The organism is Azospirillum sp. 11R-A (genome assembly GCF_049472615.1).
GTDB classification, from domain to species: Bacteria; Pseudomonadota; Alphaproteobacteria; order Azospirillales; family Azospirillaceae; genus Azospirillum; species Azospirillum palustre.
The window spans coordinates 42,572-68,687 of sequence record NZ_JBCEBL010000038.1 but is presented as its reverse complement, the minus strand read 5'-3'; the positions used below and the strand labels follow the sequence as shown (position 1 = coordinate 68,687).

The following is a 26,116-nucleotide window of genomic DNA, read 5'->3' as shown; positions in this document are numbered from 1 at the left end:
CCCGGTCGTCACCTGCGCCCGCGGCGTGTCGGCGGTCGCCATCGCCGATTACGTGATGACCGCGATCCTGAGCGTCGAGAAGCGGTGGGACGCCATCCGCCTCACCGGACCGGAGGACTGGCGGCGCGAGACGCTGGGCAGCCTGTCCGGCGGCGGTCAGCGACCATCTGGTGCTCGCCCTGCCGCTGACCGCCGCCACCCGCGGGCTGGTGGGCGCCGGCCTGCTGGCGCAGGCCAAGGCGGGGCTGCATCTGGTCAACGTCGCCCGCGGCGCGCTCGTCGATCAGGACGCCCTGCTCGCCGCCATCGACAGCGGCCGGATCGCCAACGCCACGCTGGACGTGACCGACCCCGAACCGCTGCCCGCCGGCCACCCCTTCTACCGCCATCCCGCGATCCGGCTGACGCCGCACGTCTCGTGGTCCGCCCCGGACTTCGACCGGCGGCTGGCCGACCGCATCCTCGCCAACCTCGACGCCTATGCACGCGGTGAACCGCTGCGCGACGTCGTGGACGCCGCCACCGGCTACTGATCCCTTTCCCGACGGAGTCCCCGCCCGATGACCCACATCCAGCCCAGACCGCGCAAATTCTGGCCGCCGGTCGATCCGGTCAGCTACACCAGCGTCGAGGAGGAACGGCAGCACCGCAAGCAGCGGCTTGCCGCCACCTTCCGCCTGTTCGGCCGCTACGGCTTCGACCAGGGGCTGGCCGGCCATGTCACCGCCCGCGATCCGGAGCATCCCGACCGCTTCTGGATCAATCCGCTGGGCCAGCATTTCCGCAGCATCCGGGTGTCGGACCTGCATCTGGTCGATGGCGACGGCACCATCCTGCACGGCGACCGCGCCATCAACCAAGCCGGCTTCACCATCCATTCCGCCATCCACCGGGCGCGTCCCGAGGTGGTGGCCGCCGCCCACACCCATTCGACCTACGGCAAGGCATGGTCGGCACTCGGCCTGCCGCTCGCGCCGCTGAGCCAGGATTCGGCGGCCTTCTACGAGGATCAGGTCATCTTCGACCCCTATTCCGGCGTCGTCCTGACCGAAGGCGAAGGCCGGCGGCTGGTGGAGGCGCTGGGCGACCGCAAGCTGGCGATCCTGAAGAACCATGGCCTGCTGACCGTCGGCCCGACGGTGGAAGCCGCCGCCTGGTGGTTCATCAGCGCCGACAATGCCGCCCACACCCAGCTGCTGGCCGAGGCCGCCGGCCGGCCCCAGCCCATCGACCATGACACGGCCCTGCTGACCCGCTCCCAGGTCGGCACCCACCAGGGCGGCGCCTACAACTTCCACCCGCTGTGGGACTGGATCGTCGCAGCTGAACCCGACCTGCTCGACTGACCCTGTCCCGTCCCACCTTTCGCGAAAGCACAAGAACGATGACCGCGAATCCGGCCCCTCCCCTTTCCCGCTCCCTGGCCCGCCCCCTGTCCCGCCGCGGCCTGATCGCCGCCGGTGCCGTCACCCTCGCCGCCCCCTTCGTCCTGCGCCGCCGGGCGGTGGCGGCGGAACCGCTCCGCCTGTCGTGGAACGCGGGCGCYGTCTGCTTCTCCGCCGTGCCGCTSGCCTTCCAGCTCGACCTGTTCAAGAAGCACGGGCTGGAGGTSGAGCTGGTCAACTTCACCGGCTCCACCGACCAGCTGCTGGAGGCCATCGCCACCGGCAAGGCCGAYGCSGGCGTCGGCATGGCGCTGCGCTGGCTGAARCCGCTGGARCAGGGCTTCGACGTGAAGATCTCCGCCGGCCTGCATGGCGGYTGCATGCGGCTGTTCGGGGCSAAGGMRGCGGGSGTGAAGACSGTSCTGGACCTGCCGGGCAAGRYSATCGGCGTCAGCGACATGGCCAGCCCGTCGAAGAACTTCTTCTCSGTCGTGYTGACSAARTTCGGYMTCGAYCCSAACAAGGACGTCGAATGGCGCCAGTTCCCSGCCGACCTRCTSGGGCTGGCSGTGGAGAAGGGCGAAATCCACGCCATCGCCGACGGMGAYCCGCTGGTSTGGMGCCAKACCAAGRACCCGCRGATGGTGGAGATYACMAACAACGTCTGCGGCGAGTTCGCCACCCGCACCTGCTGCCTCGTCGGCGTGCGCGGCAGCCTGCTGCGCGACAACCGYCYGGCGGCCAAGGCGCTKACCRCSGCYCTGATCGAGGCRCAGCAYGCSGCTTAYGCCGACCTGCGCGCCGCCGCCGCGGCCTATGCSCCCTTCGCCCCGAAATTCCCGGTGGAGGARCTGGAGGCGATGCTGCGCAGCCACGCCCACAACGTCACCCCCAYCGGCGACGAGYTGCGCCAGCAGCTGGCGCTCTACACCGACGAGCTGAAGAGCGTGTCGGTCATYAAGCGYTCSACCGACAGCCAGCGCTTCGCCGGGCGCATCACRGTCGACCTCGCCTGAWYCSSYTCCAYYGWAGCGGRRYYGCCYRCCATGCCCTTYGACGAYCTGCCMTTTYMSGCCKCTCCGKTCGCCGGGACCGCCCCAGCCCTGGCGGTCGACCCGTCGCTGATCGCCGCCCTGTCGGCGGAGTTCGCGMCGCGCGCCGCSGAGCATGAYGCCGCCGCCAGCTTCCCCTTCAAGAATTTCGAGCGGCTGGCAGCATTCGGGCTGCCGGCGCTGGTCACCCCGGAAGCGGCAGGCGGCAAGGGCGGCGGGCTACGCGATGCGCTGGCGGTGGTGAACGGAATCGCCTCCGGCGAGCCGTCCACCGCGCTGGTCCTGGTGCTGCAATATGTCATCCACAACCAGCTCTGGCGCGGGTCCGCCTGGCCGGAGGCGCTGCGCGAGCACATCGCCCGCTCCGCCGCGACCGACGGCGCGCTGATCAACATCCTGCGGGTGGAGCCGGAACTGGGCACGCCGCACCGTGGCGGGTTGCCGGCGACGGTGGCGCGCAAGGTGCCGGGCGGCTGGCGCCTCTCCGGCACCAAGATCTACTCCACCGGCATTCCGGCGCTGTCCTGGCTCGGCGTCTGGGCCCGCACCGACGACGCGGAACCGCTGGTCGGCACCTGGGTGGTCCCGCGCGGCACCGGCCTCGCCGAACAGGGGATCGAGGTGCGGGAGACCTGGAACCACATCGGCATGCGGGCCAGCGGCAGCCACGAGGTGGTGTTCCGCGACGTCTTCGTTCCCGACGGCCATGCCGGCGAGTTGCGCCCGCCCGCCGGCTGGGCCGCCCCCGATGCCGTCGCCACCGCCTGGATGGCCGCCCTGTTCAGCGGCGTCTATGACGGCATCGCCCGCTCCGCCCGCGACTGGCTGGTCGGCTTCCTGCACGCCCGCAAGCCGACGGGGCTGAACGGTGCGTCGCTCGCCACCGTCCCCCGCCTGCAAGAGGCCCTGGGCGGGATCGAGGCGCTTCTGCTGACCAACCGCATCCTCCTGCACTCCCTGTCGGCGGCGGTGGACGGCGGCACGCCGCCTTCGCAGAGCGACGCCCTGCTGGTAAAATACACGGTGACCAACAACGCCATCGATGCGGTGGCGCGGGCGCTGGAGATCACCGGCAATCCCGGCCTGTCGCGCGACAACCCGCTGGAGCGCCATCACCGCGATGTCCTGTGCGCCCGCGTCCATGCCCCGCAGAACGACATGATCCTGACCGGTGCCGGGCGCGCCGCCCTGTCGCGATGATCGGGGGGGATCGGCGAAGCATCGGAGCAACTCAGGCGGCACGCGCTCATTGCAGCGCGTAGCGAACGGGAAGCGTGATGTCGATCTGGGCGCGGCCCATCCCGGCGGGAATCGGCGGAAGCGGCGACGCACGCTGGATCATCTCTTCCGTGGCCCGATCGAGGCTGCCGTGCCCCGACCCCTGGACGACCGCCCAGCCCGTTATGGTGCCGTCGGCGACGATGGTGAAGCGCACCAGCACGGTGCCTTCCTCCCGCCTCAGGCGCGCGGCCTGCGGATAGATTTTGTGACGGGCCAGCCTTGCCTGGATCGTGCCGAAGTAATCGGCCGACTGCCTGTCGGAGTTGGCCGGCGGGTCCGAGGGTGGCGCCGAAACCGCCGCCGGCGCGGATTGTTGGGTCGCCGGTGCGGATGACGCCTGTATCGCCGGCTCCGCGACGCGTCCGGGCCTGTCCATCCGGGAGATTGCGGCCGGCAGGGCCTTGGCGAGAGACGGGGTACGCTGCGGGGGGCCTGGCGATGGCCGGCGTGCTGGAATGGGCGGCCGGATGGGCAGCGGCGTTTCCTCCTTGAGCGGCTCTGCCGGAACCGGCGCGGACGGCTCCGCGACCGGTGTGTCGGCGACCGGCGGCATCGGGGCATCGGGCGGTGATTCCGTGGTGGCGTCGCCGGTGTCGGCCGGCGCCTCCGGTTCCGGCTGCCGCAGCGGGTCGGATGCAGGGTCCGGAACCGGCTCGGGCCGGGCGCCGTCCTCCGCGTCCATGACGCTTTCCACAACCGGCTCCGACGGCGACGGCGACGGTGGTTCCGCCGCAGCCGCGACGAAGGAAAGCTCCACCGCAATCACCGCCGGCGGGGGAGCCGGCGGTGATTGCAGACCGACCGCAAGGGCGATCACCCCCACGTGCAAGGCGAGCGAAAACGGCAAGCTCCACTGTGCTGCCCCGGTCCGGGCGGCCGATGGAACAGGGGCCGTTTCCGCAGCGAGACGGGGCGAGGCGGAAATCGTCCGGTGCTCGGGCATGGAGCGGACCTTCGGCTGGGTGAGGCGCGGTGCGACGGACGGTCCGCCTTAGAACTTCACCTTCATGCCGGCGATGAAGGAGCGCCCCGCCCCCGGCAGCGCGCCGACCGTGCCCCGGCTTCCCCCCGCCCGGAAATCGGCATAGTCGACACCGCCCAGCGGCAGATAATACTGCCGGTCGAACAAATTCTCGACACCGGCATCGACCCGGACGTTGCCCCACTCATATCCCGTCCGCAGATTGACCAGCGCATAGCTGGGCGTCTTCGGTTCGTTGCGCGCCGCTTCCACCCGGTCCTTGCGGGCGGTCGCCTGCAACTCGACGGCGCTGTTCCAGCCGCCCAGCCGGTGCTCCATCGTCAGCAGGGCGTTCAGCGGCATGATGTGATAGAGCGCGTCGCCGGTGTCGAGGTTGCGGCCATGCACCCAGCCGACCACGCCGGACAGGCGGAAGGAACCGATCCTGTCATCCTCGTACAGCCCGGCCGCCGCCGACAGGTTGGCGCCGACCAGGATGGCGTCATGGTTGGCGAAGCGCAGCTTGACGAAGCCGTTGCTCAGCGTGCCGATCCGCTCGACGTCGATGAAATCCTGCACATAGGTGTAATAAGGGGTCAGCTTGACCTCCCAGGATTTGCGGGCGGCATCGTGCAGCGACAGGGTGGTGCTGACGGTGTTGGCGATCTCCGGCTTGAGGTCGGGGTTGCCGACATAGCCGTTGGCGTCGCCGAACCAGCCGTTCATGCTGCTCGACATCCCGCCGGTGCCCCAGGCGTAACGCTCATAGAGGTTCGGCGAGCGGGTCTTGCGGGCATAGCCGGCTTCGATCGCGCTGGTGTCGGAGGGGGTGTAGCGGACTAGGGCCGTCGCATCGAAATTGACGTCGGTGCGGCCACGGCCGCGGGCGTTGAAGGCGCGCGCGTCGGCCGCATCGGGGTTGGCCATCCGCATCATGCCCATGCCCAGGCTGTTCTGCCAGGAATAGGGCTGCACCGCGCCGGTGTCCATCCACACCACGTCGTTGCGCACGCCGAGCAGCGTCGTCCAGGCCGGCGACCAGGCGGCCTCCCACTCGGCGAAGGTGCCGAGGCGGTTGCGGGTGCCGTCCTTGACGTTCCAGTAGGTCAGCGGGCTCATCATGCTGCTGCCCGCCACCGGGTCCCACCAATCGTCCAGATGGGTGTGGCGCAACTCGTTGCCGACGCGCAGGGTGTCGCGTGCCGACAGCGGCAGCGTCGCCTTGACCGAATAGCCGGCGTCGGTGGTCAGCGTGTCCATCGGCATGCCGCCGCCGGCGCTGCCGCCCTTGTCCTCCAGGAAATTCATGGTGTGCCGCGTCCGCCGCCAGTTGGCGCGGGCGTCGAGAGTTCCCCAGTCGAAGGCCCCTTCGTACCGGCCGTTCAGGAAGACGGTGCGGTTGTCGGTCAGATCCATGCGCTGGGTGGGAAAGCCCTGGTAGGGCATGGTCTGGATGCCGCCCTGCAACGTGACCTGATGCCCGTCGCGGCGCGCCCCGAACGTCACCGCATTGTCCTGCACGTTGTAGAGGGTCGAGCGGACGGTCTGGCCGTCGCCGGCCTTGTAGTTCCCGGCCCGGCTCCAGGATCCGCTGTAGCCCAGGCTAAGGCTGTCGGTGGCGACGGACGCCTTGGCGGCCCCCGTCACGCCACGGCCGTTGGACCGGTAGGAGGCCGACAGTTCGCCCTCGGTATGCACCGCCTCGCCCACCGGAGCGAAGACTGGAGGCGCGCTTTCGGCGGCGATGGTGCCGGCGATGCTGTCGCCGCCGGCGCTGACCGGCGTGATCCCGGCCAGCACTTCGATCTTGGACAGGCGCGTCGGCGTGATGGTGGACAGCGCCGGGTTCATCTGGTTGGGACAGGCGGGGGCAACGGGCGCGCCGTCGACCAGCACATTGACGCGGTCGGCGCCCAGCCCGTTCAGCGCCGGCAGGCTCGACACGCCGCCATTGCCGTAGAGGCTGACGCCGGGCAGGCCGCGCAGCAGGGCCGCGACGTCTCCGGTGGCGGGCCGGCGGGCGGCCAGCCTATCTCCGCCCAGGGCGGTGCCGGCGGCCAGGGCATCGTCCGGGCCTGCGATCACGGAAATCGCCGGAAGCGATTGGGCAAGCGGCGGGCCAAACGGCGGAACGGTCTGGGCGGACACAGCGGCGGGGAACAGTGCGGTGAGGGCAGCACCGGACAGCAGGGCGGCGCGCAGGGCGCCGGCCGCGGCGAAACGCAACATCATGAGATATCTCGATCTGAGGCCAGCCGAACACGGCCCCCGCGCCATCGGCGCGAAGGATGTGCAAGGCTGCGAACAGGGAAGGTCGGCAAGGGCGGATCGCCGCGCGGGACATCCCGCGCGGCGATCCCGCAATTCCGGCCTCAGACCGGTGGCGCGCGGGCCTGGAGGGTGGAGAGGAACCAGCCGGCGGCGATCACGTCGCCGGGCAAGACTTCCGGGCTGTGGCGCCCGACCGACGCGCGCGTCATCCGCAGATCCGGCGGCGGCATCGCCAATCCGCCGATCAGCGGACAGAGCGGGCAGGAACCGCCCGACATCAGCAGATCGCCTTGGAGCAGATCGCCTTGGCCCGAATCGTTCTGCGCCGAATCGCTCTCGTCGCCTGCCGGATCGCCTGCCATTCCGTGGTCGTCCATAACCACGGTCTTGAACCCATCCGGCGTGCAGATGACGATCCGGCTGCTCTTGGCCGCATTGGCGGATGCGATGACGGCGGGCATCCAGGCCCAGGCGACGACCTGCAACAGCAGCGCAATCGCACCGGCCGCAAGGCCGGCCCGTCGCGTGGGTCGCAGTCTGTCCTGGGTCCCGCTCATGCCGATCCGTGCGTCGATCCATCTTGCCCATCGCGCGTGCAATCGCACGCATTGGGTGCAGCACATTAGCCGAAGTGCCGCACTCGGGATCAGCGGCATTTTCCCGCAGGCCCCGGATTCGACGCCCAGATCCGACGGCGAACTTCTCCTTGCAGGTCGCACGACGACACGATATGTAACGTTATAACATTAAATTTCCGATGTGGACTCTTCGATGCTCTCGTTCGTTCGCAAAGCTTGACCGGGGGCGCCGCGTCGCTCATGAATGGTCCCGGTTCTGGTTCTTCCGGCGGTTCGCCGCCGGAAGCTAAGAGGGAACCCGGTGAGCCGCCGACCCTGCGAAGGGGTATGCGGTGAGGCCGGGGCTGCCCCCGCAACTGTGAGCGGCGAGCCGTACCGTCATTTCAAGCCACTGGCGCCCATCGGCGCTGGGAAGGCCCGACGGAACGGCGACGACCCGCAAGCCAGGAGACCTGCCAGCACCACAACGAAACGTCCTCGGGCGGGGTGTCCCGGTGGAACGCTTGCCATGCGTGTGCCCGGACTCCGCTCCGGTCGCGTCGCATGATCCGCAAGACGTCCGCCATGCCTCCCCGTCCGCAAAGACAGGAAGCACGGATGGCGTCAGCGCCCTTCCCCACAGAGGCATCGCTCCCTCCCCCAGCCATCGCGGTGGAACGGCTGGGCTGCCGGCTGGCCGGCCGCATGGTCCTGTCGGACATCGGCTTTTCGGTTCCCGGCGGAGAAATACTCGGCATTCTCGGGCCCAACGGCTCGGGCAAGACCACGCTGCTGCGCTGCCTCGCCGGCCTGCAACCCCCGTCCGCCGGCCGGGTCCTCATCGACGGCGACGATCCGCGCGCCCTGCGGCCGGTCGAACTGGCCCGCCGGCTGGCACTCCAGGCGCAGGATTCCACCGCCGCGCTCGGCCTCACCGTGCGCGACGTGGTCGGCATGGGACGGCTGGCCCACCGCCGCTCCCCTTTCGCCGGGGCCGGGTCGGAGGACCGCGCCATCGTCGAGGACGCCCTGGACCGACTGGAACTGTCCGGGCTGGCCGGGCGGGCGGTCGAACAGCTGTCGGGCGGCGAGCACCAGCGGGTGATGATCGCCCGCGCCCTGGCCCAGCGTCCGCGCATCCTGCTGCTCGACGAACCGACCAACCATTTGGACATCCACCACCGCTTCGCCGTGCTCGATCTCGTGCGCTCGCTCGGCATCACCGTGGTGGCGACGCTGCACGACATCGAGCTGGCAGCCCGCTGGTGCGACCGCCTCCTACTGCTGGCCGACGGACGGCTCCAGGCCGATGCCACGCCGGAGGACGCGCTGACCCCCGACCGGCTGACCGCCGTCTACCGCGTCGCTGCGGCGGTGGACCGCCGCCCCCAGGACGGCCGGCTGCGCATCGACCTGTCGCCCCTGACGGAGCCATCACGATGAGACGTTTTCTCCGCGGCGTTCCGCCTTTCACTCCGGTCTTCGCCATGGCCCTCGCCCTGCAAGCCGGCGGCGCCCTCGCCCAATCCTATCCGGTCGAGGTCGCCAACTGCTTCGAGACCGCCCGCTTCGCCGCAGCCCCGAAGCGGCTGATGGTCCACGACACCAACATGACGCAGACCATGCTGGACCTCGGCCTCGCCGGCCGGCTGGTCGCCGTTTCCGGCATCGAGGGGGTGGAGCACCGGCTGATCGCTCCGCCGGGCGTGGTCGCGGCGCTGCCCCGGCTGCCCGACCGCTCGCCGACACTGGAGGCGGTGCTGTCCGTCAATCCCGACTTCCTGTTCGCCGGCTGGAGCTATGGCTTCAACGAGGCGCGCGGCCTCACCCCGGCCCGGCTGGCGGAGATGGGCGTGGCGACCTACACGCTGCGGGAAAGCTGCATCCGCATCGGCCCGCGCGAGCCGATCGGCATGGACACGCTCTATGCCGATCTGCTGGCGCTGGGCGCCATCTTCGGCGTGACGGAGCGTGCCGAGGCCATGGTCGCCGATTTCCGCCGCCGGGTCGCCGCCGTCACCGAGCGTGTCGGCGGCGCCGCCGACCGGCCGCGCGTGATGTATTGCGACCAGTGCCACACCGACGCGGCCCCCTTGTCGGTCGGGCGCGAAGGGATGACCAGCCTGCTGATGGAGCTGGCCGGCGGGCGCAACATCTTCGACGACATCCCCGACAGCTATGTCCGGGTGAGCTGGGAGGAGATGGTGCGGCGCGATCCGCAATGGATCATCGTCAGCGCCCACCGGATCCCGGCCGAGGACACCATCCACCACATGACCTCGGCACCGCAGCTGGCCGACGTCGAGGCCGTGCGCAAACGGCAGTTCATCGTGCTGACCTATGCCGAGCAGACGCCCTCCAGCCGCAATGTCGAGGCGCTGGAGCGGATGGCGCGGACCCTGCACCCGGAGCGCTTCACGCCATGAACCGCTCCCGCCTGCTGGGCCTGTCGCTGCTGCTGGCCGCCGTGCTGACCCTGTCCGTGGTGGCCGCCGTCGGCTTCGGCGCCGCCCGCGTCCCCATCCCGAAGGTCTGGGCGGTCGTCATGCACGAGCTGTGGCCGGCACTGGCCCCGCCCGCCGACGCCAGCCGGGCCGAGCGCAATATCGTCTGGGAATTGCGGGTGCCGCGCGTTCTGCTGAGCGCGCTGGCCGGCGCCGGGCTGGCGGCGGTGGGGGCCGTGCTTCAGGTGCTGACGCGCAACCCGCTGGCCGACCCCTATCTGTTCGGCGTATCGGCCGGCGCCTCGGTGGGGGCGGTGACCGTTCTGCTCTATGCCGGCGCGGTCGCCGGAATGCTGGGTCTGCCTGGCTTAGGTTTGCCGGCCGCCGCCTTCCTCGGCGCGCTCGCGGCGATGCTGACCGTCTTCGCCGCGGCACGCGGGCGCGACGGCGTGGTGACCGGCGAAAGTCTGGTGCTGACCGGTGTCGCCGTCGCCTTCATCCTGCACGCCGTCACCAATGTCCTGATCGTCATGGCGACGGATCGCGGCGCCGACGCCGCGCTGTTCTGGATGATGGGCGGCTTCGGCACCGCGCGCTGGAGCGTGCTGCCCGTTCCGGCCGGTCTGGTCGTCGGCGGGCTGCTGTGGCTATGGCTGCGGGCAGAGACTGTCAACACGCTGGCCCTGGGCGACGATGCGGCCCGCTCGCTCGGCACCGATCCGGGCCGCCTGCGGCTGGAGCTTTTCCTCGTCACCGCCCTGATGACCGGGGCGCTGGTGTCGGCCTGCGGCGGCATCGGCTTCGTCGGGCTGGTGGTGCCCCACATCGCGCGGATGCTGGTCGGCGGACATTTGCGGGCACTGCTGCCGGTGGCAGCGCTGGGCGGGGCGCTGCTCCTGCTGTGGGTGGACGTCGTCGCCCGATCCCTGTTCGCCCCGCGCGAGATTCCGGTTGGCATCGTCACGGCACTGGTCGGCGGCACCTTCTTCCTGTGGCTCATGCGGCGGAGAGGCACGCCATGACGCAATCCCCGGCGAACCCGCCATCCAGGCGCGCCATCGTCCTTTACGGGCGCGCGTCCTTCGACCATGGGCAGACCCTGAAGGCGCTCGCATCGGCTCTGGCCGCCCGGCACGCGGCGCGCGGTGAAACTGTCACGGTGGCGACCGCTCATGCCGACCTGTCCGGCCCCGCATTGCCCGGCGTGCTTGCGGATCTGGAGCGGGACGGCGTGACCGAGGCCCTGGTCATTCCCGCCATGGTTCCGGCCGATCCCAGCCTGTCGGCGTGGCTGCCGGGCGCGCTCAGCCATTGGGCCATGACGACCGGCACCGCGATGGCCGGCACCGCGATGGCCGTCCGGCTGGCGCCGCCGGTGGAAAGCGCGCTCGACCTGCCCGCCGCCCTCGACCGCATCGCCCTCAGCTCCATCGCCGGCAAGCCGGCGGACGCCTCTGCACAGGATGTCCGCAAAACAGAGCCCAGCCTCGGCAAACCCGGCTGGTCGGCCATCCCCGAACATGGCCGGCAGCTCTTCGTCTGTGTCGGCGCCCGCTGCCTGCATCGCGGTGCCGAGCCGCTGTACCAGCATCTGCGCGCGGCGATGAAAGGGCACCGCGCCCTGAACGCCGGTCCGCGCCGGGCGATGTGCGCGCGGACGAGCTGCCTCTATCCCTGCAACCGCGGACCGCTGCTGGTCGTCCAGCCCGACGCCGTCTGGTACGGCGACCTGACGCCCGCGAAGATCGACCGCATCGTCGCCGGCCACCTGCTGTCCGACGCCCCGCCCGCCGCTGACATCCTCCACCGCAATCGCCCGGCGGAGCGGGCGGAGGACGACCCCATGGGGTGATCCGGCCTCCCTGATCTCCGGCCGTCCGATTTTTCCATCTCAACCGAACGGCGCCGTCCACCCAGCACCCCGCACTCCCGTCAGCCGCGAAGCACCGACTTCGCGGAATGCCGTCCCTCGTCCTTTTCCATCCTGAGGAATTGTCCATGCTTCCTGCCTATCCTGCCCGCATCATCTCCGGCCGACACAATCGCCAGCGCTCCGGTTCGCTGGCGACGCTGCTCCTGGTCGCCGCTTCCTTCGGACCCGCAACGGCCGGAGCGGCCGAAACCGAACCGCCGGTCACTCTGGACCCGGTCACCGTCACCGGCCGGGCGGCGGACGCTGCCGCCGGGCTGTCGCTCGACCGGCCGAACACCGGCGGCAGCCGCCTCGGCCTGACGCCGCTGGAAACCCCGGCCAGCGTCGAGGTAATCGATGGCCGGACCATCCGCGACCGCGGCCAGACCAGCGTGACGGAGGCCGTCACCCAGAACGCCACCGGCTTCACCTCGCTGGCGGCTCCCGGCAACGGCGGATCGTCGCTGGCGACGCGCGGCTTCGCCGGCCACGGCTCGGTGATGCAGCTCTATGACGGGACGCGGCTCTATGTCGGGTCGGGCACCGTCACCTTCCCGTTCGACGCCTGGTCGGCCGAACGCATCGAGGTGCTGCGCGGTCCGGCCTCCGTCCTCTATGGCGAGGGCGCCATCGGCGGCGTGGTCAATGTGGTGCCCAAGCGCCCGACCACCGATTTCCACAACGAGGCGACCGTCGCCATCGGCACCGACGGCACCCGGCGCGCCGCCTTCGGCAGCGGTGGTCCGGTCGGGGAAAAGCTGTCCTACCGGCTGGACGCCAGCGGCAACCGCTCCAACGGCTGGGTGGATCGCGGCGACACGAAGACTCTCGCGCTATCGGGCGCGGTGAAGCTCCAGGCGACACCGGATCTCGCCGTCACCCTGTCCAACGATTATGGCGACCAGCAGCCGCAGGAGTATTTCGGAACCCCGCTGATCGCGGGCAGCCTCGACCGCGCGCTGCGGCACCGCAACTTCAACGTGGCCGACAGCGACATCCGCTATCGCGACAACTGGACCCAGCTGAAGACCGAATGGGCGGTGTCAGACGCGCTGACCCTGCGCAACACCGCCTACCACCTGACCAGCCACCGCCACTGGAAGGATGTGGAGAGCTACGCCTGGAATGCCGCCACCCGGAGCATCCAGCGCAGCAGCTACATCGAGATCTACCACGACCAGCGGCAGGTCGGCGACCGCTTCGACGCGACCTGGCGCAACAGCGTCTTCGGCATGAAGAACGAGATGGTCGGCGGCTTCGACCTGAACCGGATCGAATTCAAGCACACCAACAATTCGCCCTATGGCGGGTCGAGCACGGTCGATCCGTTCGACCCGGCGCCCGGCCTGTTCCTCAACAGCGCCGGCACCTCCCCGCGCAGCCGGTCGCGCACCCGCCAATATTCCCTGTTCGCCGAGGACCGGCTGGCGGTGACGCCGCAGCTGTCGCTGGTCGGCGGCATCCGCTACGACGCCCCCACCGTCGAACGCTGGGATCTGGTGGCGGGAACCGCCTACAGCAAGGACTTCCGCGCCACAAGCTGGCGGACCGGCGCGGTGTACGAGGTCGTTCCCGGTCTGGCCCTCTATGGCCAGTACGCCACCGCGGTCGACCCGGTCGGCAATCTGATCTCGCTGTCGCCGACGCAGAAGGACTTCGACCTGTCCACCGGCCGGCAGATCGAGATCGGCATCAAGCAATCCTTCCTCGAAGGGCGTGGCGAGTGGACGCTGGCCGCCTACCGCATCGTCAAGGACAAGCTGCTGACCACCGACCCCAACCAGCCGGCGGTGACGGTGCAGGTCGGGCAGCAATCCTCGCGCGGGCTGGAGGCGTCCCTGTCGCTCGGCCTGTGGGAAGGCGTGCGGGTGGACATGAACGGCGCGCTGCTGCGGGCGAAATACGACGACTTCACCCAGACGGTGTCGGGCCGCGCTGTGTCCTACGCCGGCAACGTGCCGACCGGCGTGCCGGAGCGCACCGCCAATGTCTGGGCGAACTGGGCCTTCCTGCCGGGCTGGGAGGTGCGGGCCGGCGTGCAGTATGTCGGCAAGACCTATGCCGACGCCGCCAACACCAGCGTCCGGCCCTCCTACACCGTGGTCAATGCCGGGCTGGATTACCGGCCGACCGACAACACCAAGCTCAGCCTGCGCGCCTTCAACCTGTTCGACGAGGTCTATGCCGTGGCCGGAAGCACCGGCAGCTGGGTGCTCGGCCGTCCGCGCTTGGCGGAGCTGGCCTTCTCGATGACCTTCTGACCCCTCGGCATTCCGCCCGGTCCGATCGCCGGAACCGGGCGTCCCCTGCCCGTCACGCCCTGCGGTGCAGACCACGGGGCACGCACACGCGCATGCCGGCATCGCCGACCGGCAGCACATCCACCTCCGCGCCATAGACCTCGCGCATCATCTCCGCGGTGATCACGTCCGCCGGCGGGCCGAAACGGGCGAGCCGGCCATCGTGCAGCAGGGCCACGCTGTCGGCGACGGCGAAGGCATGCTCGGGATGGTGGGTGGAGAAGACGACCGCAAGACCTCCCTCGTCGGCCAGCCGGCGCACCTGCTCCAGCACCCGCAGCTGGTTGCCGAAATCGAGGCTGGCGGTCGGTTCGTCCAGCACCAGCACGCGCGGCGCCTGGGCCAGCGCCCGTGCGATCAGCGCCAGTTGCCGCTCGCCGCCGCTGATGCGCAGCCAGTCCCGCCCGGCCAGATGGGCGATCCCAAGACGGTCCAGCGCAGCCCCGGCGGCATCATGGTCGCCGGCGGACGGGGCGGCGAACGGGCCGCGGTGGGCTGTGCGGCCCATCAGAACCATCTCGCCGACGCTGAAGGGAAACTGCCCGGCGCCGGCCTGCGGCACATAGCCGAAGGCCAGCGCGCGGCGGCGCGGGTTCCAGCCGCCGACATCCTCGCCATCGACCAGGATGCGGCCGCCATGCGGGGGGAGCAGGCCGAGGATCGTCTTGAACAGCGTCGTCTTGCCGCCACCGTTGGGGCCGAGCAGACAGAGAACCTGCCCGGCCGCCACGGCGAACCCGACGGCGGCGCCGATGGTCCGCTCGCCATGGCCGAAGGCCAGGTCCTCGACGGCAAGCCGTGCGCTCATAACCAGCCCCGGCGGCCGAAGGCCAGCAGCCAGAGGAACACCGGCGTGCCGATCACCGCGGTCAGGACCCCCAGCGGCAGCTCGACCCGGCCGATCCCGCGCGCCAGCGTGTCCACCGCCAGCAGATAGGCCGCCCCCAGCAGCACGGCGGTGGGCAGCAGGCGCACGAACGCCGGCCCGACCATCAGCCGGGCGAGATGCGGCACCAGCAGCCCCACCCAGCCGACGATGCCGGCGACGGAAACGGCGGCGGCGGTCATCAGCGTCGTCGCCGCGATGACCACGGCACGGACGATGCGCACCGACACGCCGAGCGAGGTGGCCTCCTCATCGCCCAGCGTCATCACATCCAGCCGCCAGCGCAGCAGCACCAGCGGAACCAGCGCCACCGCCACCGGCGGCGCCAGTGCGGCAAGATCGGCGCGGTTGACCGCCGACAGGCTGCCGAGCAGCCAGAAGGTGATGGCCGGCAGCTGGTTGTACGGGTCGGCAAGATACTTGAGCAGGGCGACGCCCGATCCCAGCAGGGCGCCGATGACCACCCCGCCCAGCACGAGGACCAGCACCGGATCCCGCCCGCGCACGACGGAGGCGAGCCCATAGACCGCCGCCACCGCCACCAGCCCCCCGGCGAAGGCAAGCCCCTGGATGGCGATCACCGGAAGCGAGGCGAAGATGCCGAGCACCGCGCCCAGCGCCGCCCCCGACGAGACCCCCAGTATGTCCGGCGAGACCAGCGGGTTGCGGAACAGCCCCTGGTAGGCGGCACCCGACGCGGCGAGCCCGGCGCCGATCAGCATGGCGGCGAGCACGCGCGGCCCGCGGATTTCCCAGATCACCGTCTCCACCGTGCGCGGGACACTCATCGAAGCTCCCGTCGCCTTCGCCCAAAGGAGTGCCGCGATTTCGCCCGGCGACACGGGGAATGCGCCGACATGGAAGGCGACGAGTACAGCCGCCAGCAGCACGGCGGCGACACCCCCCAGCACCAGGGCGAAAGGCATCTCACCCCGGCGGGCGCGAACCGGCGAGGAGGTCGTCGATCTGCCGGTCGTCCGGTGCTCGGTGGTAGAAGAGGGCATAGAAGCGTCGCGTCTCCTCACGCAGGTCTTCCGGGAAAATGTCAGGGTACAACACCTTGCCGAGCCAGCGCAGACCGAGCAGCCGGTTGGCGGAGGGCGGCGAATCGACCCAGGTGAAGGGCAGTCCCGGCGACAGGTAGACACGCCGTTCGCGCACCGCCTTGACGCCCTGCCACAGCGGGTCGGTCCACACGCTGTCGTAAAAGCCGCGGTCGATGGTGACGATGGCATCGGGCTGCCACGCCAGCACCTGCTCCATGGAAACATTGACGATGCCGCCGTCGCCCAGCGCTTCGGCAGCGACGTTGCGCACCCCGGCGACGTCGAGCGCCTCGACATTGATCGAGCCGCGGATGCCGGTCTGCAACCCGCGCGGTCCCCGCGCCATATAGACCTTCAGCCGCCGGTCCGTGGGAATGCTCTCCATGCGCCGGCGCACCTCGGCCAGCGTTTCCTCGGCGTAGCGGGCCAGCCTTTCCCCATGCTCCGGCACGCCGAGCAGCCTGCCCACGGTCCGGAAGGTCCCGGCCGATTCCGCCAGCCGCCCGTCGATCAGCACGGTCGGCACGCCGATCTGCTCCTGAACGCGATCCGCGAGCGACACGAAGGTCGGAGCCGTGCTGCCGATGTCGAGGACGATGTCCGGCCGGGCGCCGACGACCGCTTCCAGGTTGACGGTGTTGCCGCGCCCGGTCAGCCGCCCCAGTTCCGGCAGATCGGCGAATCCTTCCGGCAGGAACGGACGCTCCGGAGGACTGATGGCGCGGGTCCAGCCCAGCAGCTTCTCGGGCGCCAGCATGTAGACGATGACCGAGGCAGGCGGACCGGCGGGAAACACCCGCTCGACGCGGGGCGGCAGGGCGACCCGACGACCGGCCGAATCGACGACCGACTCCTGCGCCGCAGCAATGGGCTGGGCAATGGGTTGTGTGGCACAGACTCCAGGAAAGAGCCCGAAGCTCAGCCAAAGCACGGCAAGCCGGGGGCGAAATGGTTTGGCACGACCGGGCCGCATGATCGCTCCGGATGGTGGACATGTGTCGGCCCAAGACGATGGGGGCTCGTCGCCCCGTCGTCCATAGGCCAATGGAGTTGAGCGGTGGCGGCCCGCTCTTTCCCGACACGATCACCCAGGCGACGGTGACGGGTAAAGCCATCCAGCGTGACGCTGGCGGTTCCATCCTTCGTCCATGCGATGGACCCGCCGGACGACCCCAATGCCGCCCCGGCGCTGAGCGACGAGGACGCCAAGGACCAGCTCCGCTCGATGATCCCGGCGCCGCCGGACGACGATTGACGGGGCCGGGCCGCGTTCCGGATGGCCGGTTGCCTCTGCGGATTCAGAACGGTCCGATCACGCTGCACCCGCCGCCTTCTCGGCCTGCGGTTTGCCGGGCACAGGCCGTTCATCGTGATCGGGTTCGGAATGGCCGATGACCCGGACGATGTCCGGCCAGCGGCTGCGCAGATCGCGTTCCAGGGCGTCGATTGCATCGTGCACCGCCACCACGGTGGTGCCGGGCGCCACATGGCTGTGGAAAGTCACGACCAGACCGGCGGCGCTGCGGCGAACCCGCAGATTGTGGATGTCCCGCAACGGACCGGCCATCGGAAGGGATGCGGAGAGATGCGCCCCGATGGCCCGCAGCAGGTCGGGTTCGGCATCCACCCCGGTCAGGCCATTCTCCTGCAACGGCTCGATATGGCTTTCGACCTCGATGTCCGTGCCCAGTTCCTCCCGGATCGAATCCTCCAGCCGCGAGGACAGCGCATGCGCCGCCTCGACCGGCAGCGAGCCGTCGACCTCCAGGTCGAAACCGACCGCAAGGCGCCCGTTCACCCGCTGGACGGTGACATGGTGGACGGCCAGCCCCAGCCCGGCGGCGCGCACCGCCACCCGGTCCATCACCGTCTCGTCGTCGAGCGCCAGCGGATGGGTGGCGACGGTCACCTCGGCCTCGGGCATCTCGGCCTGGACGGCCCCGATTGCCCGCTCGCGGAGCGCTGCCGCGGCGTCGAGCGTCAGGGTCCGTCCGACCAGAAGGTCGAGGTCGACGAACAGCACGCTGCCGGCCGGGCGGACCCGCACGCGCTGGACCCCGGCGATGCCCGGCATATCCCTCACCACCGCCTCGACCCGCTCCGCGGTGCCGGCCGGTGCCGCATCGATCAGCGTGTCGATGGTCCGCCGGCCGAGTTGATAGCCGGCATGGCAGACGAAGACCGACACGCCGATGGCCGCCAGCGCATCGCCCTTGGGATAGCCCAGCCACACCAGCCCTAGCCCGACCAGCACGACCGCCGAACTCAGGATGTCGGAGGAAAAATGCAGCGCGTCGGCTTCCAGCGCCTGGCTGCGGGTTTCCTTGGCGACACGCGACAGTTCGCGTGCACGGTAGGCGTCGACGGCGATGCAGACCACCACCACCGCGACCGACCACCAGGTCGCCTCGACCTCGACCCCGCCGTCGATCAGCCGGCGAACCGCCTCGTAGGCGATCCAGGCGCTGGTCAGGAACAGCAGCCCGGTCTCCGCCAATGCAGCGACGCTTTCGATCTTGCCGTGGCCGTAGGGGTGCCCGGCATCCGCCGGCTTGTCGCTGATCCGCACGGCGAACCACGTCATCACCGTGGCACCCAGGTCGAGCAGGCTGTGCAGCCCTTCCGACAACAGTCCGAGGCTGCCGGTGGACAGCCCGACGCCGAACTTGCCGACCGTCATCGCCCCGCTGGCCAGGATGGAGCCGAGCGCCACGGTTTCCTTTTCACTGCTCATTCTCGTCTCCCCCGGGGGCGTCGGCGCATAGAAGCCCGGCTGGCGAGGAGCGTCACCATGGTGCTCCTCTGATCGGTTCGAAGACGACGGGCCGCGGGTGAACCTCTGCAAGAGATCAGTCCGCGAACGGCGTCCTCAAGAGTATGGGAGTAGATCGACTTCTGGGGCTGTCCATCTCTTGCCTTTTCGATCCGGCCACCGGCCCGGCCGGTCGGGCGGACAGGATCGATCATGCGGTGGCGATGTCGCCCCTCTACTCCCCCGGCCGCGCAAGATCAAGAGCGGGAGCGCCCGTTCCTTCGCTCTTCATAAAAGCGACACGGTCAAATTTTGCCGGCGGCGACAAGGACTGCGATGGCTCTTGATGCTATACTGTATAGCGTCTGAATTTTAAAATCAGTTCATGAAGATGTATTCATTCGCGGCCGATGTTCTCCTCCGGCGAAAGTGACGGCATTGGCCGAACAGCACACGCAGATGGAAGCTCGACGATCCAGTTCGCCACGCCTGCCTGGTGCCTCAATGCCTGCTATCGTCCGAGGTTCTCAGCATGCCGCTCGACAGCGAGTTCGGCGCGTTGTCCACACTGGTCAAGATCGTCTTCGTCGATCTTCTGCTGAGTGGCGACAATGCCGTGGTCATCGCACTTGCCTGCCGTGGGTTGCCACCGTTGCAGGCGCGCTAGGCCCTGTTGTTCGGCACCGGGGCAGCCATTCTCCTGCGTGTCGTGCTGGCGGCGCTTGCCACCGTGCTGTTGTACGTCCCGTTCCTCAAGCTGGCGGGCGGTGGCTTCATCGACGTTAGCAGGCCGCGGAAAGGCTTTGCTTGGGCGGGCGGTCGTGATTCTTTCCGGCCGTTGAGAATGCGACCGACGAGGGGACGCTGCGGGGCTCGGACGAACGCAGCGATGGTCTTTTCAGCTACGTAAGCTGCGAGGTGCGGGTTCCGGCCAATCACCCGCTACGAGCGATCCGGGCCATCGTGGATGAAGCGCTGGAGATGATGTCGCCGGCCTTCGAGGGTCTGTACTCCAAGATCGGGCGGCCGTCGATCCCGCCGGAGAAGCTGCTGCGGGCGCTGCTGCCCCAGGCTTTCTGCTCGGTGCGCTCGGAACGCCGGCTGATGGAGCAGCTAGACTACAACCTGCTGTTCCGCCTCGATCGCCGTCACATGATATTCATGAATCCGCAATGATCCCACGCCTTCCGAGGTAATAATTTGACACGGTTGGAACAGGTGGGATCCAGGCGGTCATCAATGGAAGCATCCACTGATAACGACGTACTTGATGTAATCGAAGATGACGGCCAGATCGGTGACGTGGCGACAGGGCGGGCATGGCGTCTGTTGCTGGTCGATGATGACGATATCGTTCATGCATCGACCAAGTACTCGCTTCACGATCTGGAAATCCTTGGTCGCCGACTGGAGCTGACCCATGCGAAATCCGCTGAGGAAGCCTATGCCATTTTGCGGGAGGATAGCGATTTCGCCGTCGTTCTTCTTGATGTCGTGATGGAGACGCCGGATGCCGGATTGAAGCTGGTCCGCATCATCCGGGAGGAACTGAAGCTGACCGCAGTGCGGATCATCCTCCGCACCGGCCAGCCGGGCTACGCGCCGGAATTGGCGGTGATCCGCGATTACGACATCGACGATTACAGAACGAAGTCGGAGATGACGCGCAACCGGCTGCTGACATCGCTTTTCACGGCCTTGCGCGCCTACAGCCATATCCACGCGCTGGAACTGAGCCGCAAGGGATTGGAGCGGATCATCGCAGCCTCGGCAGGGCTGTTCCGCCGCAGTTCCCTGCGCTCCTTCTGCGAGGGTATCCTGCTGCAACTCAGCGGCCTTCTCGATGTCGAGGCGAACGGTTTCGTCCTCGCCCGTGTCGCACCATCGACGGCAGCCAGGATCGGCGATGGCGGGGAACCGCTCATCCTGGCGGCGGCCGGTCCCTTCCTTCATCTGTCGGGCACACGTCTCAGCCATGTTGAAGACGAGCCGCTGCGCACCCTGATCGCTTCGGCACTGGAAGAAAAACGAAGCGTCTACCTGGACGGCGTCACGGTGCTCTATATTCCCGGCCAGTCCGGGGACGATCTCGCCATCTATGTCGCAACCGGCCGGGAGATCGGGCCGGACGTCCGGCGTCTGTTGGAAGTCTTCTGCTCCAATGTGGCACTCGGCTTCGACAATGTTTCCCTGCTCGACGATGTGCGGTCGCTCGCCTACTACGACACGCTGACGGGGTTGCCCAACCGCACCCTGTTCCTGGAAGAGATCGGCAAGCGGATCGCACGCCAGTCCGCATCGAGCGGCGTGCTGACGGTCCTTCTCCTCGACCTCGACCATTTCCAGTCGGTGAACGACGGTCTCGGGCATGAGACAGGCGACCGGCTGCTGCTGGCGGTTGCCAACCGTCTGTGCTCGGTGTTCAGCGACCAGCATGCAGTCAGCCGGATCGCCAGCGACATGTTCGGAGTGCTGGTCTCGCTGAAACAGCCGCTCGATCACCGGGATCTGGTCCGGGCAATCGAACTGTGCTTCGTCGATCCCTTCACGATCAACGGGCACCCCATCGATATCCGCATATCGGGCGGCTATGTCCTGGCCGACGACCTGAAACCGGACGTCCATCGGTTGGTCCGCCGGGCGGGGATGGCGTTGAAGGGAGCCAAGCGCGGTGGACGTGGCCGCATCCTGCGGTTCGACCAGGCGATGGAGGAGGAACTGAGCGGGCGGCTCTCGCTGGTCAGCCGCCTTGCCGAGGCACAGGCCAACGGACAATTCTCGCTTGTCTACCAGCCGCAGATCGCCCTGTCGGACGGGATCGCCTTCGGCAGCGAGGCCCTGCTGCGCTGGCAGCTGCCGGAAGGAACCTGGGTCAGGCCCGACCAGTTCATCCCGGTCGCCGAGGATGCCGGCCATATCCTCAGCCTCGGCGAGTGGGTTCTGCGGCAGGCCTGCCTGCATCAGGTCCACTGGCGCGACGGTGCTGTCGGTCGGCTTCGCATGGCAGTCAACGTCTCGGTGCGGCAGTTGCGGGATGGAAGCTTCGTCCGCAGCGCCGGCCGCATCCTCTCCGCCTGCAACGCCGAGCCGCGCGACATCGAACTGGAGATCACCGAAAGCCACGCCATGGAGAACGATCAGGTTCTCGCGACGGTCCGGACTCTGCGCGGCATGGGCTTCAGCATCGCCATCGACGACTTCGGCACCGGCTACTCGTCGCTGTCGCGGCTGCAGCAGCTCCCGGCCTCCGTTCTCAAGATCGACCGCTCCTTCGTGACAGACCTCGGCACTGTCCCCGAAAGCCGCAGCATCGCTGCGACCATCGTGAAGGTCGGTCACGAATTGGGAATGACCGTCCTCGCCGAAGGGGTCGAGACGGCCGAGCAGGAGGATATCCTGCGGTCGCTCGGCTGCGACGCCGCGCAAGGCTATCTCTACGCCAAGCCGATGCCGGCGCAGCAGTTCGAGCGCTGGATTCTGGACAGTGCGCCGGTCCATCGGCCCGCCACGGTAGCCTGACCCGCAAGCCCAGGCCGGGACCGGTCAGGTCAGGACGGCATGGCCACCGCCTCTTCGGCGGCGTCATGCCCGGACTGTCGCGGAGCCACCAGCGGCAGGACCATCGAAAAGCGGGTCCCCTGGCCGATCCGGCTCTCCACCGCCACCACCCCGCCGAGAACCCGCATGACGATCGCATAGACGATATGCAGACCGAGCCCGCTGCCGCCCGACCCGAGCTTGGTCGTAAAGAACGGGTCGAAGATCCGCGGCAGAACCGCCGCCGCAATGCCCGCCCCGTCGTCGGCAACCGTCAGGGTCACGTGCCGGCCATCCTCCTCCAGCACCGCGGCGATGGCGATCGTCCCCGGCACCGTCGCGTCGGCAAAGGCATGGATCATGGCATTCGTGATCAGATTGGTCAGCACTTGGCCGAGAGCCCCCGGGAAACTGTCCAACACCACCCCTGCAGGCAGTTTCAGGTCGAGGGATACCGAGGAATGCCTGTAGGTCGGCCGCAACATGGCGACGACCTCGCCACAGACGACGTCGAGCTCGAACCGACGCCGCAGTTCCCCCGTCTGGTCGACGGCCACCCGCTTGAACCGGCCGATCAGCTCGGAGGCACGCAGCAGATTGCCGACCAGGAGCTGGCTGGCCGTGCCGAAGCTGCCGGAATAGTCCCGGATGACTGAACGGCGCAGCTCCTTCCCCTCCAGAATGGCCTGGAATTCCGTGATCTTCTCGGAAAGCGTCGTCGCGACCGTCAGGCCGTTCCCGATCGGCGTGTTGATCTCATGCGCGATGGCGGCGACCATGCCGCCCAGCGCCGCCAGCTTCTCGGAACGGATCAGCTCGTCCTGAGCCCGCTTCAAGGTTTCCAGCGCAGCGCTCAGTTCCTCGGTGCGTCTGGTGACGATCTCTTCTATCAACTCCATATGGCGGGCCTGATGCTCGATGAACTCCAGTCGCTCCGCCGCATGCTGCTTCAAGGTGCCGAGCGCCGCCGCCATCCGTCCGACCTCGTCCCGGCGGTCGACCCGCGGAATCTCCAGATCGACCCGTCCGGCCGCCAACACCGCCATACCGTCGGTCATCTGACGGATGGGCAAAGTGACGCCACGGACAATGACCGCCAGCAGGCTGCACACCGCAGCCAGCAGACCCAATCCGCTCAAGGCGATGGCCCAGGCCCGGCTGTTGATGATCTGCGCCGCACGCGCGGTCGTCAGGTAAAGCTGCAGCTGCCCGATCCGTTGCCCCCCGGCCTGTCCGCCTGCGGCCGGTCTGATCAGGGAAACCTGTTCCACGATCAGCCCACTGCGCGATGGGCCGGCATCCCCCAACCGGAGGAAAACCGAACCGCCACTTTCGATGATGAGCGCTCCGACGAAGTCAGGGTCCTCCGACAGAGGACGCAGGATTGCCTGTGCCGCAACCCGGTCAACGTTCCACAGCGCGTCGCCGACCCCGCCCGCCAGAAGAGCAACCGTCTGCCGGGCCCTGGCCTCCAGCGCCGTCTGGGCGTCCCGACTGGAAAAGCTGATCGCAACCGCCACCGCCAGACCGACCGCCAGCAGCAGGGGAAGGCAGATCATCCCGACGGTCCGCGCCATCAGGCTTTCCGAGAATCCGGCGCCGATCCGCGCGAAAGCGCCGGAAAAGAACCGATTCAATCGTGGAGGATGCTTCCGGCCGACTTGCGGCATCCAATTCAGCGGCATGATTCGACCGCTTCGGCTGGCCGCACGGCCAGCGATCCGCCAGCGATCTCCGCCGCCGCAGTTTCGAGCCGGGGCGCCAGGCCGGCGACCAAGCTGGCGTTGGCCTCGTCCCTCGCCCAATCCACGCCGTGTTCCGCCAGCCCGAGATACTGCACGCCGGCGGTCCATCTGCCCTCATGCGCATCCTTCAGGGCAAGATAGGCGGCGACGTCGACCCGTTTCAGCGCCGATGTCAGGACATGGCCGGGAAACAGGCCATTCTGGTTCGTGTCCACGCCGATCCCCAGACGCCCGGCTGCCGCCATCGTTTCCAGCACGGCGATCCCGGCATAACCGGCGGCGGCGAAAGTGACGTCGGCGCCGTCGGCGATCAGCTGCTCCGCCATGCTGTGCGCAGCGTCCCTGTCGCGGAACGCGTTCGCTTCGCTGCCGAGAAAGCGGCGAAGCAGCCGGACCGATGGCCGGGTCGCCATCACACCCTGGACGAACCCGCATTCGAAGCGCTTGATCGGCGGAATCGGCATCGCGCCGATGAAGCCGACCGTACCGGTGCCGCTTGCCAATCCCGCCGCCATGCCGACCAGATAAGCGGCCTCATCCTCGCGGAAGAGGACGGAGCGCACGTTCGGCAGATCGACCCGGCCATCGATCAGGGTGAAGTGCACATCCGGAAACTCCCGCGCCACGGTGGAAACCGCGCCTTCATTGACGAAGCCGATCAGCAGGATGTTGCGGATTCCATAATGCGCAAAATTCCGCATCGACCGGACGCTCTCCTCCTCGGTGCGGATGATGTTCTCCCGCGCATCGATGCCGGTTTCGGTCTTGAAGCGCTGCAGGCCGCGCAGGGCCAGCTCGTTGAATCCGCCGTCCGTCTTGGTGTTGTTGAAGATGACGGCGAACTGGCGGTCCGTCGGAATTTCGGCCCGGCCGGGTGAAACCATCGCCACGACAAACAGCAGGATCAGCAGGAAAGGCACCGGGCTTCACCTCGTCAGGACCGATCTGGCGGTACTGTCGCAGACGTGCTTTGCGTCAGAATGAATATTTCATGACGGTTTAGAGTAATTCTCAATAAAAATGAAAGATGAATTCAATAAGCGCCGCTTGAGTTCGAACAACAAGCGAACAATGAATTTTCCGTGAAAACATTCATAAGGCTTATATTGGTAACGGGCAGTTAATGGTGCGGAATCGACATTGCCGTAGCGCATTTCACACCGTGTCTCTCCAACCTGCTGCCCTGTATCGGGTCCGAGGTCTGGCCGCCCAAGGAGTATTGCCGTGATTGGAAGACTGATGGGTCTCACTCTTATCCTGGCCGGCACCGTCCTGGCGTCGGCCGCCGGAGCCAAGGCGGATACGGTTCGCCTGACGACCCTGGAATGGCCCCCCTACTCCGGCTCCCTGCCGGACAATGGCTTCTCCAGCATCGTGGTCCGCGAAGCCTTCAAGGCGATGGGACATACGGTCAGCATCGAGGTGCTGCCCTGGCAGCGCGCCGTCCACAGCGCCAAGGAAGAGCCCGGCGTGGTCGGGTATTTCCCGGAATATCCGGCGGATCTCGATGGCTTCGCCCTTTCCGGCCCAATCGGGGACAGCCCGCTCGGCCTGATCGTTCCGGCCGGTGCCAAAATCGCCGACGCCACCCCCTCCGGGCTGGCCCGCCTCAAGCTGGGCGTGGTCAATGGCTATGTGAATGCCAAGCCGGTGGGTGACGCCATCGCGTCAAACGGCCTGAAGCCGGAAGCGGTGGTGGACGACACCACCAACATCCGCAAGGTCGCCGCCGGCCGGATCGAGGCGGCCGAGATCGACCGCTATGTCTTCTCCTACCTGATGCGCAACACCGCAGAACTGAAGCCTCTTCAGGACAAGGTCGAATTCGGCCCTGTCCTCGAAGCGAAGACGCTGCACGTCGCCTTCAACACCAAACCTGAAGGGCAGAAGTGGGCTGCGATCTTCGCCGAAGGGCTGAAGAAGATCGACATCGGCACCCTCCAGAAACAGCACCTGTCGGCGCTCGCGCAATAGCGGCATCCGCCCG

General features: G+C 68.4%; 23 protein-coding genes, 1 pseudogene and 1 riboswitch. Of the genes and pseudogenes, 14 read left to right on the top strand and 10 right to left on the bottom strand.

Annotated elements, in window-relative coordinates; translation table 11 throughout:
* Positions 1–170: 170 nt before the first annotated feature.
* Genes VH569_RS32125 through VH569_RS32110 form a run of 4 tightly spaced genes read left to right on the top strand, consistent with a single transcriptional unit; the run spans position 171 to position 3,637 of the window.
* The gene (locus tag VH569_RS32125) at positions 171–533 is read left to right on the top strand and encodes an NAD(P)-dependent oxidoreductase (RefSeq protein ID WP_423320962.1); all 363 of its coding nucleotides are present in this window, start codon (positions 171–173) and stop codon (positions 531–533) included.
* A 27-nt stretch (positions 534–560) separates the two neighbouring features.
* The gene (locus VH569_RS32120; protein WP_423320960.1) at positions 561–1,346 is read left to right on the top strand and encodes a class II aldolase/adducin family protein; all 786 of its coding nucleotides are present in this window, start codon (positions 561–563) and stop codon (positions 1,344–1,346) included.
* Positions 1,347–1,384: 38 nt separating this feature from the next.
* Positions 1,385–2,401, top strand: a complete 1,017-nt coding sequence (locus VH569_RS32115) for an ABC transporter substrate-binding protein (protein WP_423320959.1) — start codon at positions 1,385–1,387, stop codon at positions 2,399–2,401.
* A gap of 30 nt (positions 2,402–2,431) precedes the next feature.
* Entirely contained in the window at positions 2,432–3,637 is a 1,206-nt protein-coding gene (locus VH569_RS32110) for an acyl-CoA dehydrogenase family protein (RefSeq protein WP_423320958.1), read from the top strand.
* 46 nt (positions 3,638–3,683) lie between these two features.
* On the opposite strand, the gene VH569_RS32105 is transcribed toward VH569_RS32110, so the two are convergent.
* The 3 genes from VH569_RS32105 to VH569_RS32095 all read right to left on the bottom strand — a co-directional run bounded on the left by VH569_RS32105 (position 3,684) and on the right by VH569_RS32095 (position 7,507).
* A complete protein-coding gene (locus VH569_RS32105) occupies positions 3,684–4,661 on the bottom strand; it encodes an energy transducer TonB (protein WP_423320956.1) in 978 nt (325 codons plus the stop codon).
* 48 nt (positions 4,662–4,709) lie between these two features.
* The gene (locus tag VH569_RS32100) at positions 4,710–6,911 is read right to left on the bottom strand and encodes a TonB-dependent receptor (RefSeq protein ID WP_423320954.1); all 2,202 of its coding nucleotides are present in this window, start codon (positions 6,909–6,911) and stop codon (positions 4,710–4,712) included.
* Positions 6,912–7,051: 140 nt separating this feature from the next.
* On the bottom strand, positions 7,052–7,507 hold the full coding sequence (locus tag VH569_RS32095) for a DUF2946 family protein (protein WP_423320969.1): 456 nt from the start codon (positions 7,505–7,507) through the stop codon (positions 7,052–7,054).
* A gap of 261 nt (positions 7,508–7,768) precedes the next feature.
* Positions 7,769–8,002: riboswitch (cobalamin riboswitch) on the top strand.
* 123 nt (positions 8,003–8,125) lie between these two features.
* Between VH569_RS32095 and VH569_RS32090 the strand changes: the two genes are divergently transcribed.
* From VH569_RS32090 to VH569_RS32070, 5 genes are all read left to right on the top strand, one after another.
* On the top strand, positions 8,126–8,950 hold the full coding sequence (locus VH569_RS32090; RefSeq protein WP_423320952.1) for an ABC transporter ATP-binding protein: 825 nt from the start codon (positions 8,126–8,128) through the stop codon (positions 8,948–8,950).
* Positions 8,947–9,933, top strand: a complete 987-nt coding sequence (locus VH569_RS32085; protein WP_423320950.1) for an ABC transporter substrate-binding protein — start codon at positions 8,947–8,949, stop codon at positions 9,931–9,933. Before VH569_RS32090 ends, VH569_RS32085 begins: the two co-directional genes overlap by 4 nt.
* Complete coding sequence (locus VH569_RS32080; RefSeq protein ID WP_423320948.1) at positions 9,930–10,973, top strand: FecCD family ABC transporter permease; 1,044 nt, start codon at positions 9,930–9,932, stop codon at positions 10,971–10,973. The genes VH569_RS32085 and VH569_RS32080 overlap by 4 nt, the downstream gene beginning before the upstream one ends.
* The gene (locus VH569_RS32075; protein ID WP_423320946.1) at positions 10,970–11,803 is read left to right on the top strand and encodes a (2Fe-2S) ferredoxin domain-containing protein; all 834 of its coding nucleotides are present in this window, start codon (positions 10,970–10,972) and stop codon (positions 11,801–11,803) included. Before VH569_RS32080 ends, VH569_RS32075 begins: the two co-directional genes overlap by 4 nt.
* 146 nt (positions 11,804–11,949) lie before the next feature.
* Positions 11,950–14,124 (top strand): TonB-dependent receptor, encoded by a 2,175-nt coding sequence (locus VH569_RS32070; RefSeq protein WP_423320944.1) that lies wholly within the window; start codon positions 11,950–11,952, stop codon positions 14,122–14,124.
* A gap of 52 nt (positions 14,125–14,176) precedes the next feature.
* Here the strand turns inward: VH569_RS32070 and VH569_RS32065 are convergent, their stop codons facing one another.
* Genes VH569_RS32065 through VH569_RS32055 form a run of 3 tightly spaced genes read right to left on the bottom strand, consistent with a single transcriptional unit; the run spans position 14,177 to position 17,068 of the window.
* Positions 14,177–14,971, bottom strand: coding sequence for an ABC transporter ATP-binding protein (locus VH569_RS32065; RefSeq protein WP_423320942.1), 795 nt, complete (start codon positions 14,969–14,971; stop codon positions 14,177–14,179).
* Positions 14,968–15,975, bottom strand: a complete 1,008-nt coding sequence (locus tag VH569_RS32060) for a FecCD family ABC transporter permease (protein ID WP_423320940.1) — start codon at positions 15,973–15,975, stop codon at positions 14,968–14,970. Before VH569_RS32060 ends, VH569_RS32065 begins: the two co-directional genes overlap by 4 nt.
* A 1-nt stretch (position 15,976) precedes the next feature.
* On the bottom strand, positions 15,977–17,068 hold the full coding sequence (locus tag VH569_RS32055; RefSeq protein WP_423320939.1) for an iron ABC transporter substrate-binding protein: 1,092 nt from the start codon (positions 17,066–17,068) through the stop codon (positions 15,977–15,979).
* 147 nt (positions 17,069–17,215) lie between these two features.
* On the opposite strand from VH569_RS32055, the gene VH569_RS32050 reads away from it, so the two are divergent.
* Positions 17,216–17,350 (top strand): hypothetical protein, encoded by a 135-nt coding sequence (locus VH569_RS32050; protein ID WP_423320938.1) that lies wholly within the window; start codon positions 17,216–17,218, stop codon positions 17,348–17,350.
* 57 nt (positions 17,351–17,407) lie between these two features.
* Here the strand turns inward: VH569_RS32050 and VH569_RS32045 are convergent, their stop codons facing one another.
* The gene (locus tag VH569_RS32045) at positions 17,408–18,829 is read right to left on the bottom strand and encodes a cation-efflux pump (protein WP_423320936.1); all 1,422 of its coding nucleotides are present in this window, start codon (positions 18,827–18,829) and stop codon (positions 17,408–17,410) included.
* 550 nt (positions 18,830–19,379) lie between these two features.
* Between VH569_RS32045 and VH569_RS32040 the strand changes: the two genes are divergently transcribed.
* Together VH569_RS32040 and VH569_RS32035 are read left to right on the top strand one after the other, a co-directional pair.
* Positions 19,380–19,514 carry a hypothetical protein gene (locus VH569_RS32040; protein ID WP_423320935.1) on the top strand — a complete coding sequence of 45 codons (135 nt, stop codon included), beginning with the start codon at positions 19,380–19,382 and terminating at the stop codon, positions 19,512–19,514.
* Positions 19,515–19,711: 197 nt separating this feature from the next.
* Positions 19,712–19,984: pseudogene (locus VH569_RS32035) on the top strand (transposase); the annotation flags it as partial.
* A gap of 99 nt (positions 19,985–20,083) precedes the next feature.
* Here VH569_RS32035 and VH569_RS32030 read toward each other — a convergent pair.
* On the bottom strand, positions 20,084–20,269 hold the full coding sequence (locus VH569_RS32030) for a hypothetical protein (protein ID WP_423320934.1): 186 nt from the start codon (positions 20,267–20,269) through the stop codon (positions 20,084–20,086).
* Positions 20,270–20,299: 30 nt separating this feature from the next.
* Between VH569_RS32030 and VH569_RS32025 the strand changes: the two genes are divergently transcribed.
* Positions 20,300–22,366, top strand: a complete 2,067-nt coding sequence (locus VH569_RS32025) for a putative bifunctional diguanylate cyclase/phosphodiesterase (protein WP_423320933.1) — start codon at positions 20,300–20,302, stop codon at positions 22,364–22,366.
* A gap of 29 nt (positions 22,367–22,395) precedes the next feature.
* Here VH569_RS32025 and VH569_RS32020 read toward each other — a convergent pair whose 3' ends face one another.
* Together VH569_RS32020 and VH569_RS32015 are read right to left on the bottom strand one after the other, a co-directional pair.
* Positions 22,396–24,069 (bottom strand): sensor histidine kinase, encoded by a 1,674-nt coding sequence (locus VH569_RS32020; RefSeq protein ID WP_423320931.1) that lies wholly within the window; start codon positions 24,067–24,069, stop codon positions 22,396–22,398.
* Entirely contained in the window at positions 24,060–25,049 is a 990-nt protein-coding gene (locus VH569_RS32015; RefSeq protein WP_423320930.1) for a BMP family ABC transporter substrate-binding protein, read from the bottom strand. Before VH569_RS32015 ends, VH569_RS32020 begins: the two co-directional genes overlap by 10 nt.
* Before the next feature lie 319 nt (positions 25,050–25,368).
* Here VH569_RS32015 and VH569_RS32010 point away from each other — a divergent pair, with 319 nt between their 5' ends.
* Positions 25,369–26,103, top strand: coding sequence for a substrate-binding periplasmic protein (locus VH569_RS32010; protein ID WP_423320929.1), 735 nt, complete (start codon positions 25,369–25,371; stop codon positions 26,101–26,103).
* The last annotated feature ends 13 nt before the right edge of the window (positions 26,104–26,116 follow it).

Bases quoted from the DNA above. Each gene is read 5' to 3' on its own strand.
- VH569_RS32120 (WP_423320960.1), top strand. From the start codon at position 561: ATGACCCACATCCAGCCCAGACCGCGCAAATTCTGGCCGCCGGTCGAT.
- VH569_RS32105 (WP_423320956.1), bottom strand. From the start codon at position 4,661: ATGCCCGAGCACCGGACGATTTCCGCCTCGCCCCGTCTCGCTGCGGAA.
- VH569_RS32100 (WP_423320954.1), bottom strand. From the start codon at position 6,911: ATGATGTTGCGTTTCGCCGCGGCCGGCGCCCTGCGCGCCGCCCTGCTG.
- VH569_RS32095 (WP_423320969.1), bottom strand. From the start codon at position 7,507: ATGAGCGGGACCCAGGACAGACTGCGACCCACGCGACGGGCCGGCCTT.
- VH569_RS32090 (WP_423320952.1), top strand. From the start codon at position 8,126: ATGGCGTCAGCGCCCTTCCCCACAGAGGCATCGCTCCCTCCCCCAGCC.
- VH569_RS32085 (WP_423320950.1), top strand. From the start codon at position 8,947: ATGAGACGTTTTCTCCGCGGCGTTCCGCCTTTCACTCCGGTCTTCGCC.
- VH569_RS32080 (WP_423320948.1), top strand. From the start codon at position 9,930: ATGAACCGCTCCCGCCTGCTGGGCCTGTCGCTGCTGCTGGCCGCCGTG.
- VH569_RS32075 (WP_423320946.1), top strand. From the start codon at position 10,970: ATGACGCAATCCCCGGCGAACCCGCCATCCAGGCGCGCCATCGTCCTT.
- VH569_RS32070 (WP_423320944.1), top strand. From the start codon at position 11,950: ATGCTTCCTGCCTATCCTGCCCGCATCATCTCCGGCCGACACAATCGC.
- VH569_RS32065 (WP_423320942.1), bottom strand. From the start codon at position 14,971: ATGAGCGCACGGCTTGCCGTCGAGGACCTGGCCTTCGGCCATGGCGAG.
- VH569_RS32060 (WP_423320940.1), bottom strand. From the start codon at position 15,975: ATGCCTTTCGCCCTGGTGCTGGGGGGTGTCGCCGCCGTGCTGCTGGCG.
- VH569_RS32055 (WP_423320939.1), bottom strand. From the start codon at position 17,068: ATGCGGCCCGGTCGTGCCAAACCATTTCGCCCCCGGCTTGCCGTGCTT.
- VH569_RS32045 (WP_423320936.1), bottom strand. From the start codon at position 18,829: ATGAGCAGTGAAAAGGAAACCGTGGCGCTCGGCTCCATCCTGGCCAGC.
- VH569_RS32040 (WP_423320935.1), top strand. From the start codon at position 19,380: ATGCCGCTCGACAGCGAGTTCGGCGCGTTGTCCACACTGGTCAAGATC.
- VH569_RS32030 (WP_423320934.1), bottom strand. From the start codon at position 20,269: ATGGGTCAGCTCCAGTCGGCGACCAAGGATTTCCAGATCGTGAAGCGA.
- VH569_RS32020 (WP_423320931.1), bottom strand. From the start codon at position 24,069: ATGCCGCTGAATTGGATGCCGCAAGTCGGCCGGAAGCATCCTCCACGA.
- VH569_RS32010 (WP_423320929.1), top strand. From the start codon at position 25,369: ATGGGTCTCACTCTTATCCTGGCCGGCACCGTCCTGGCGTCGGCCGCC.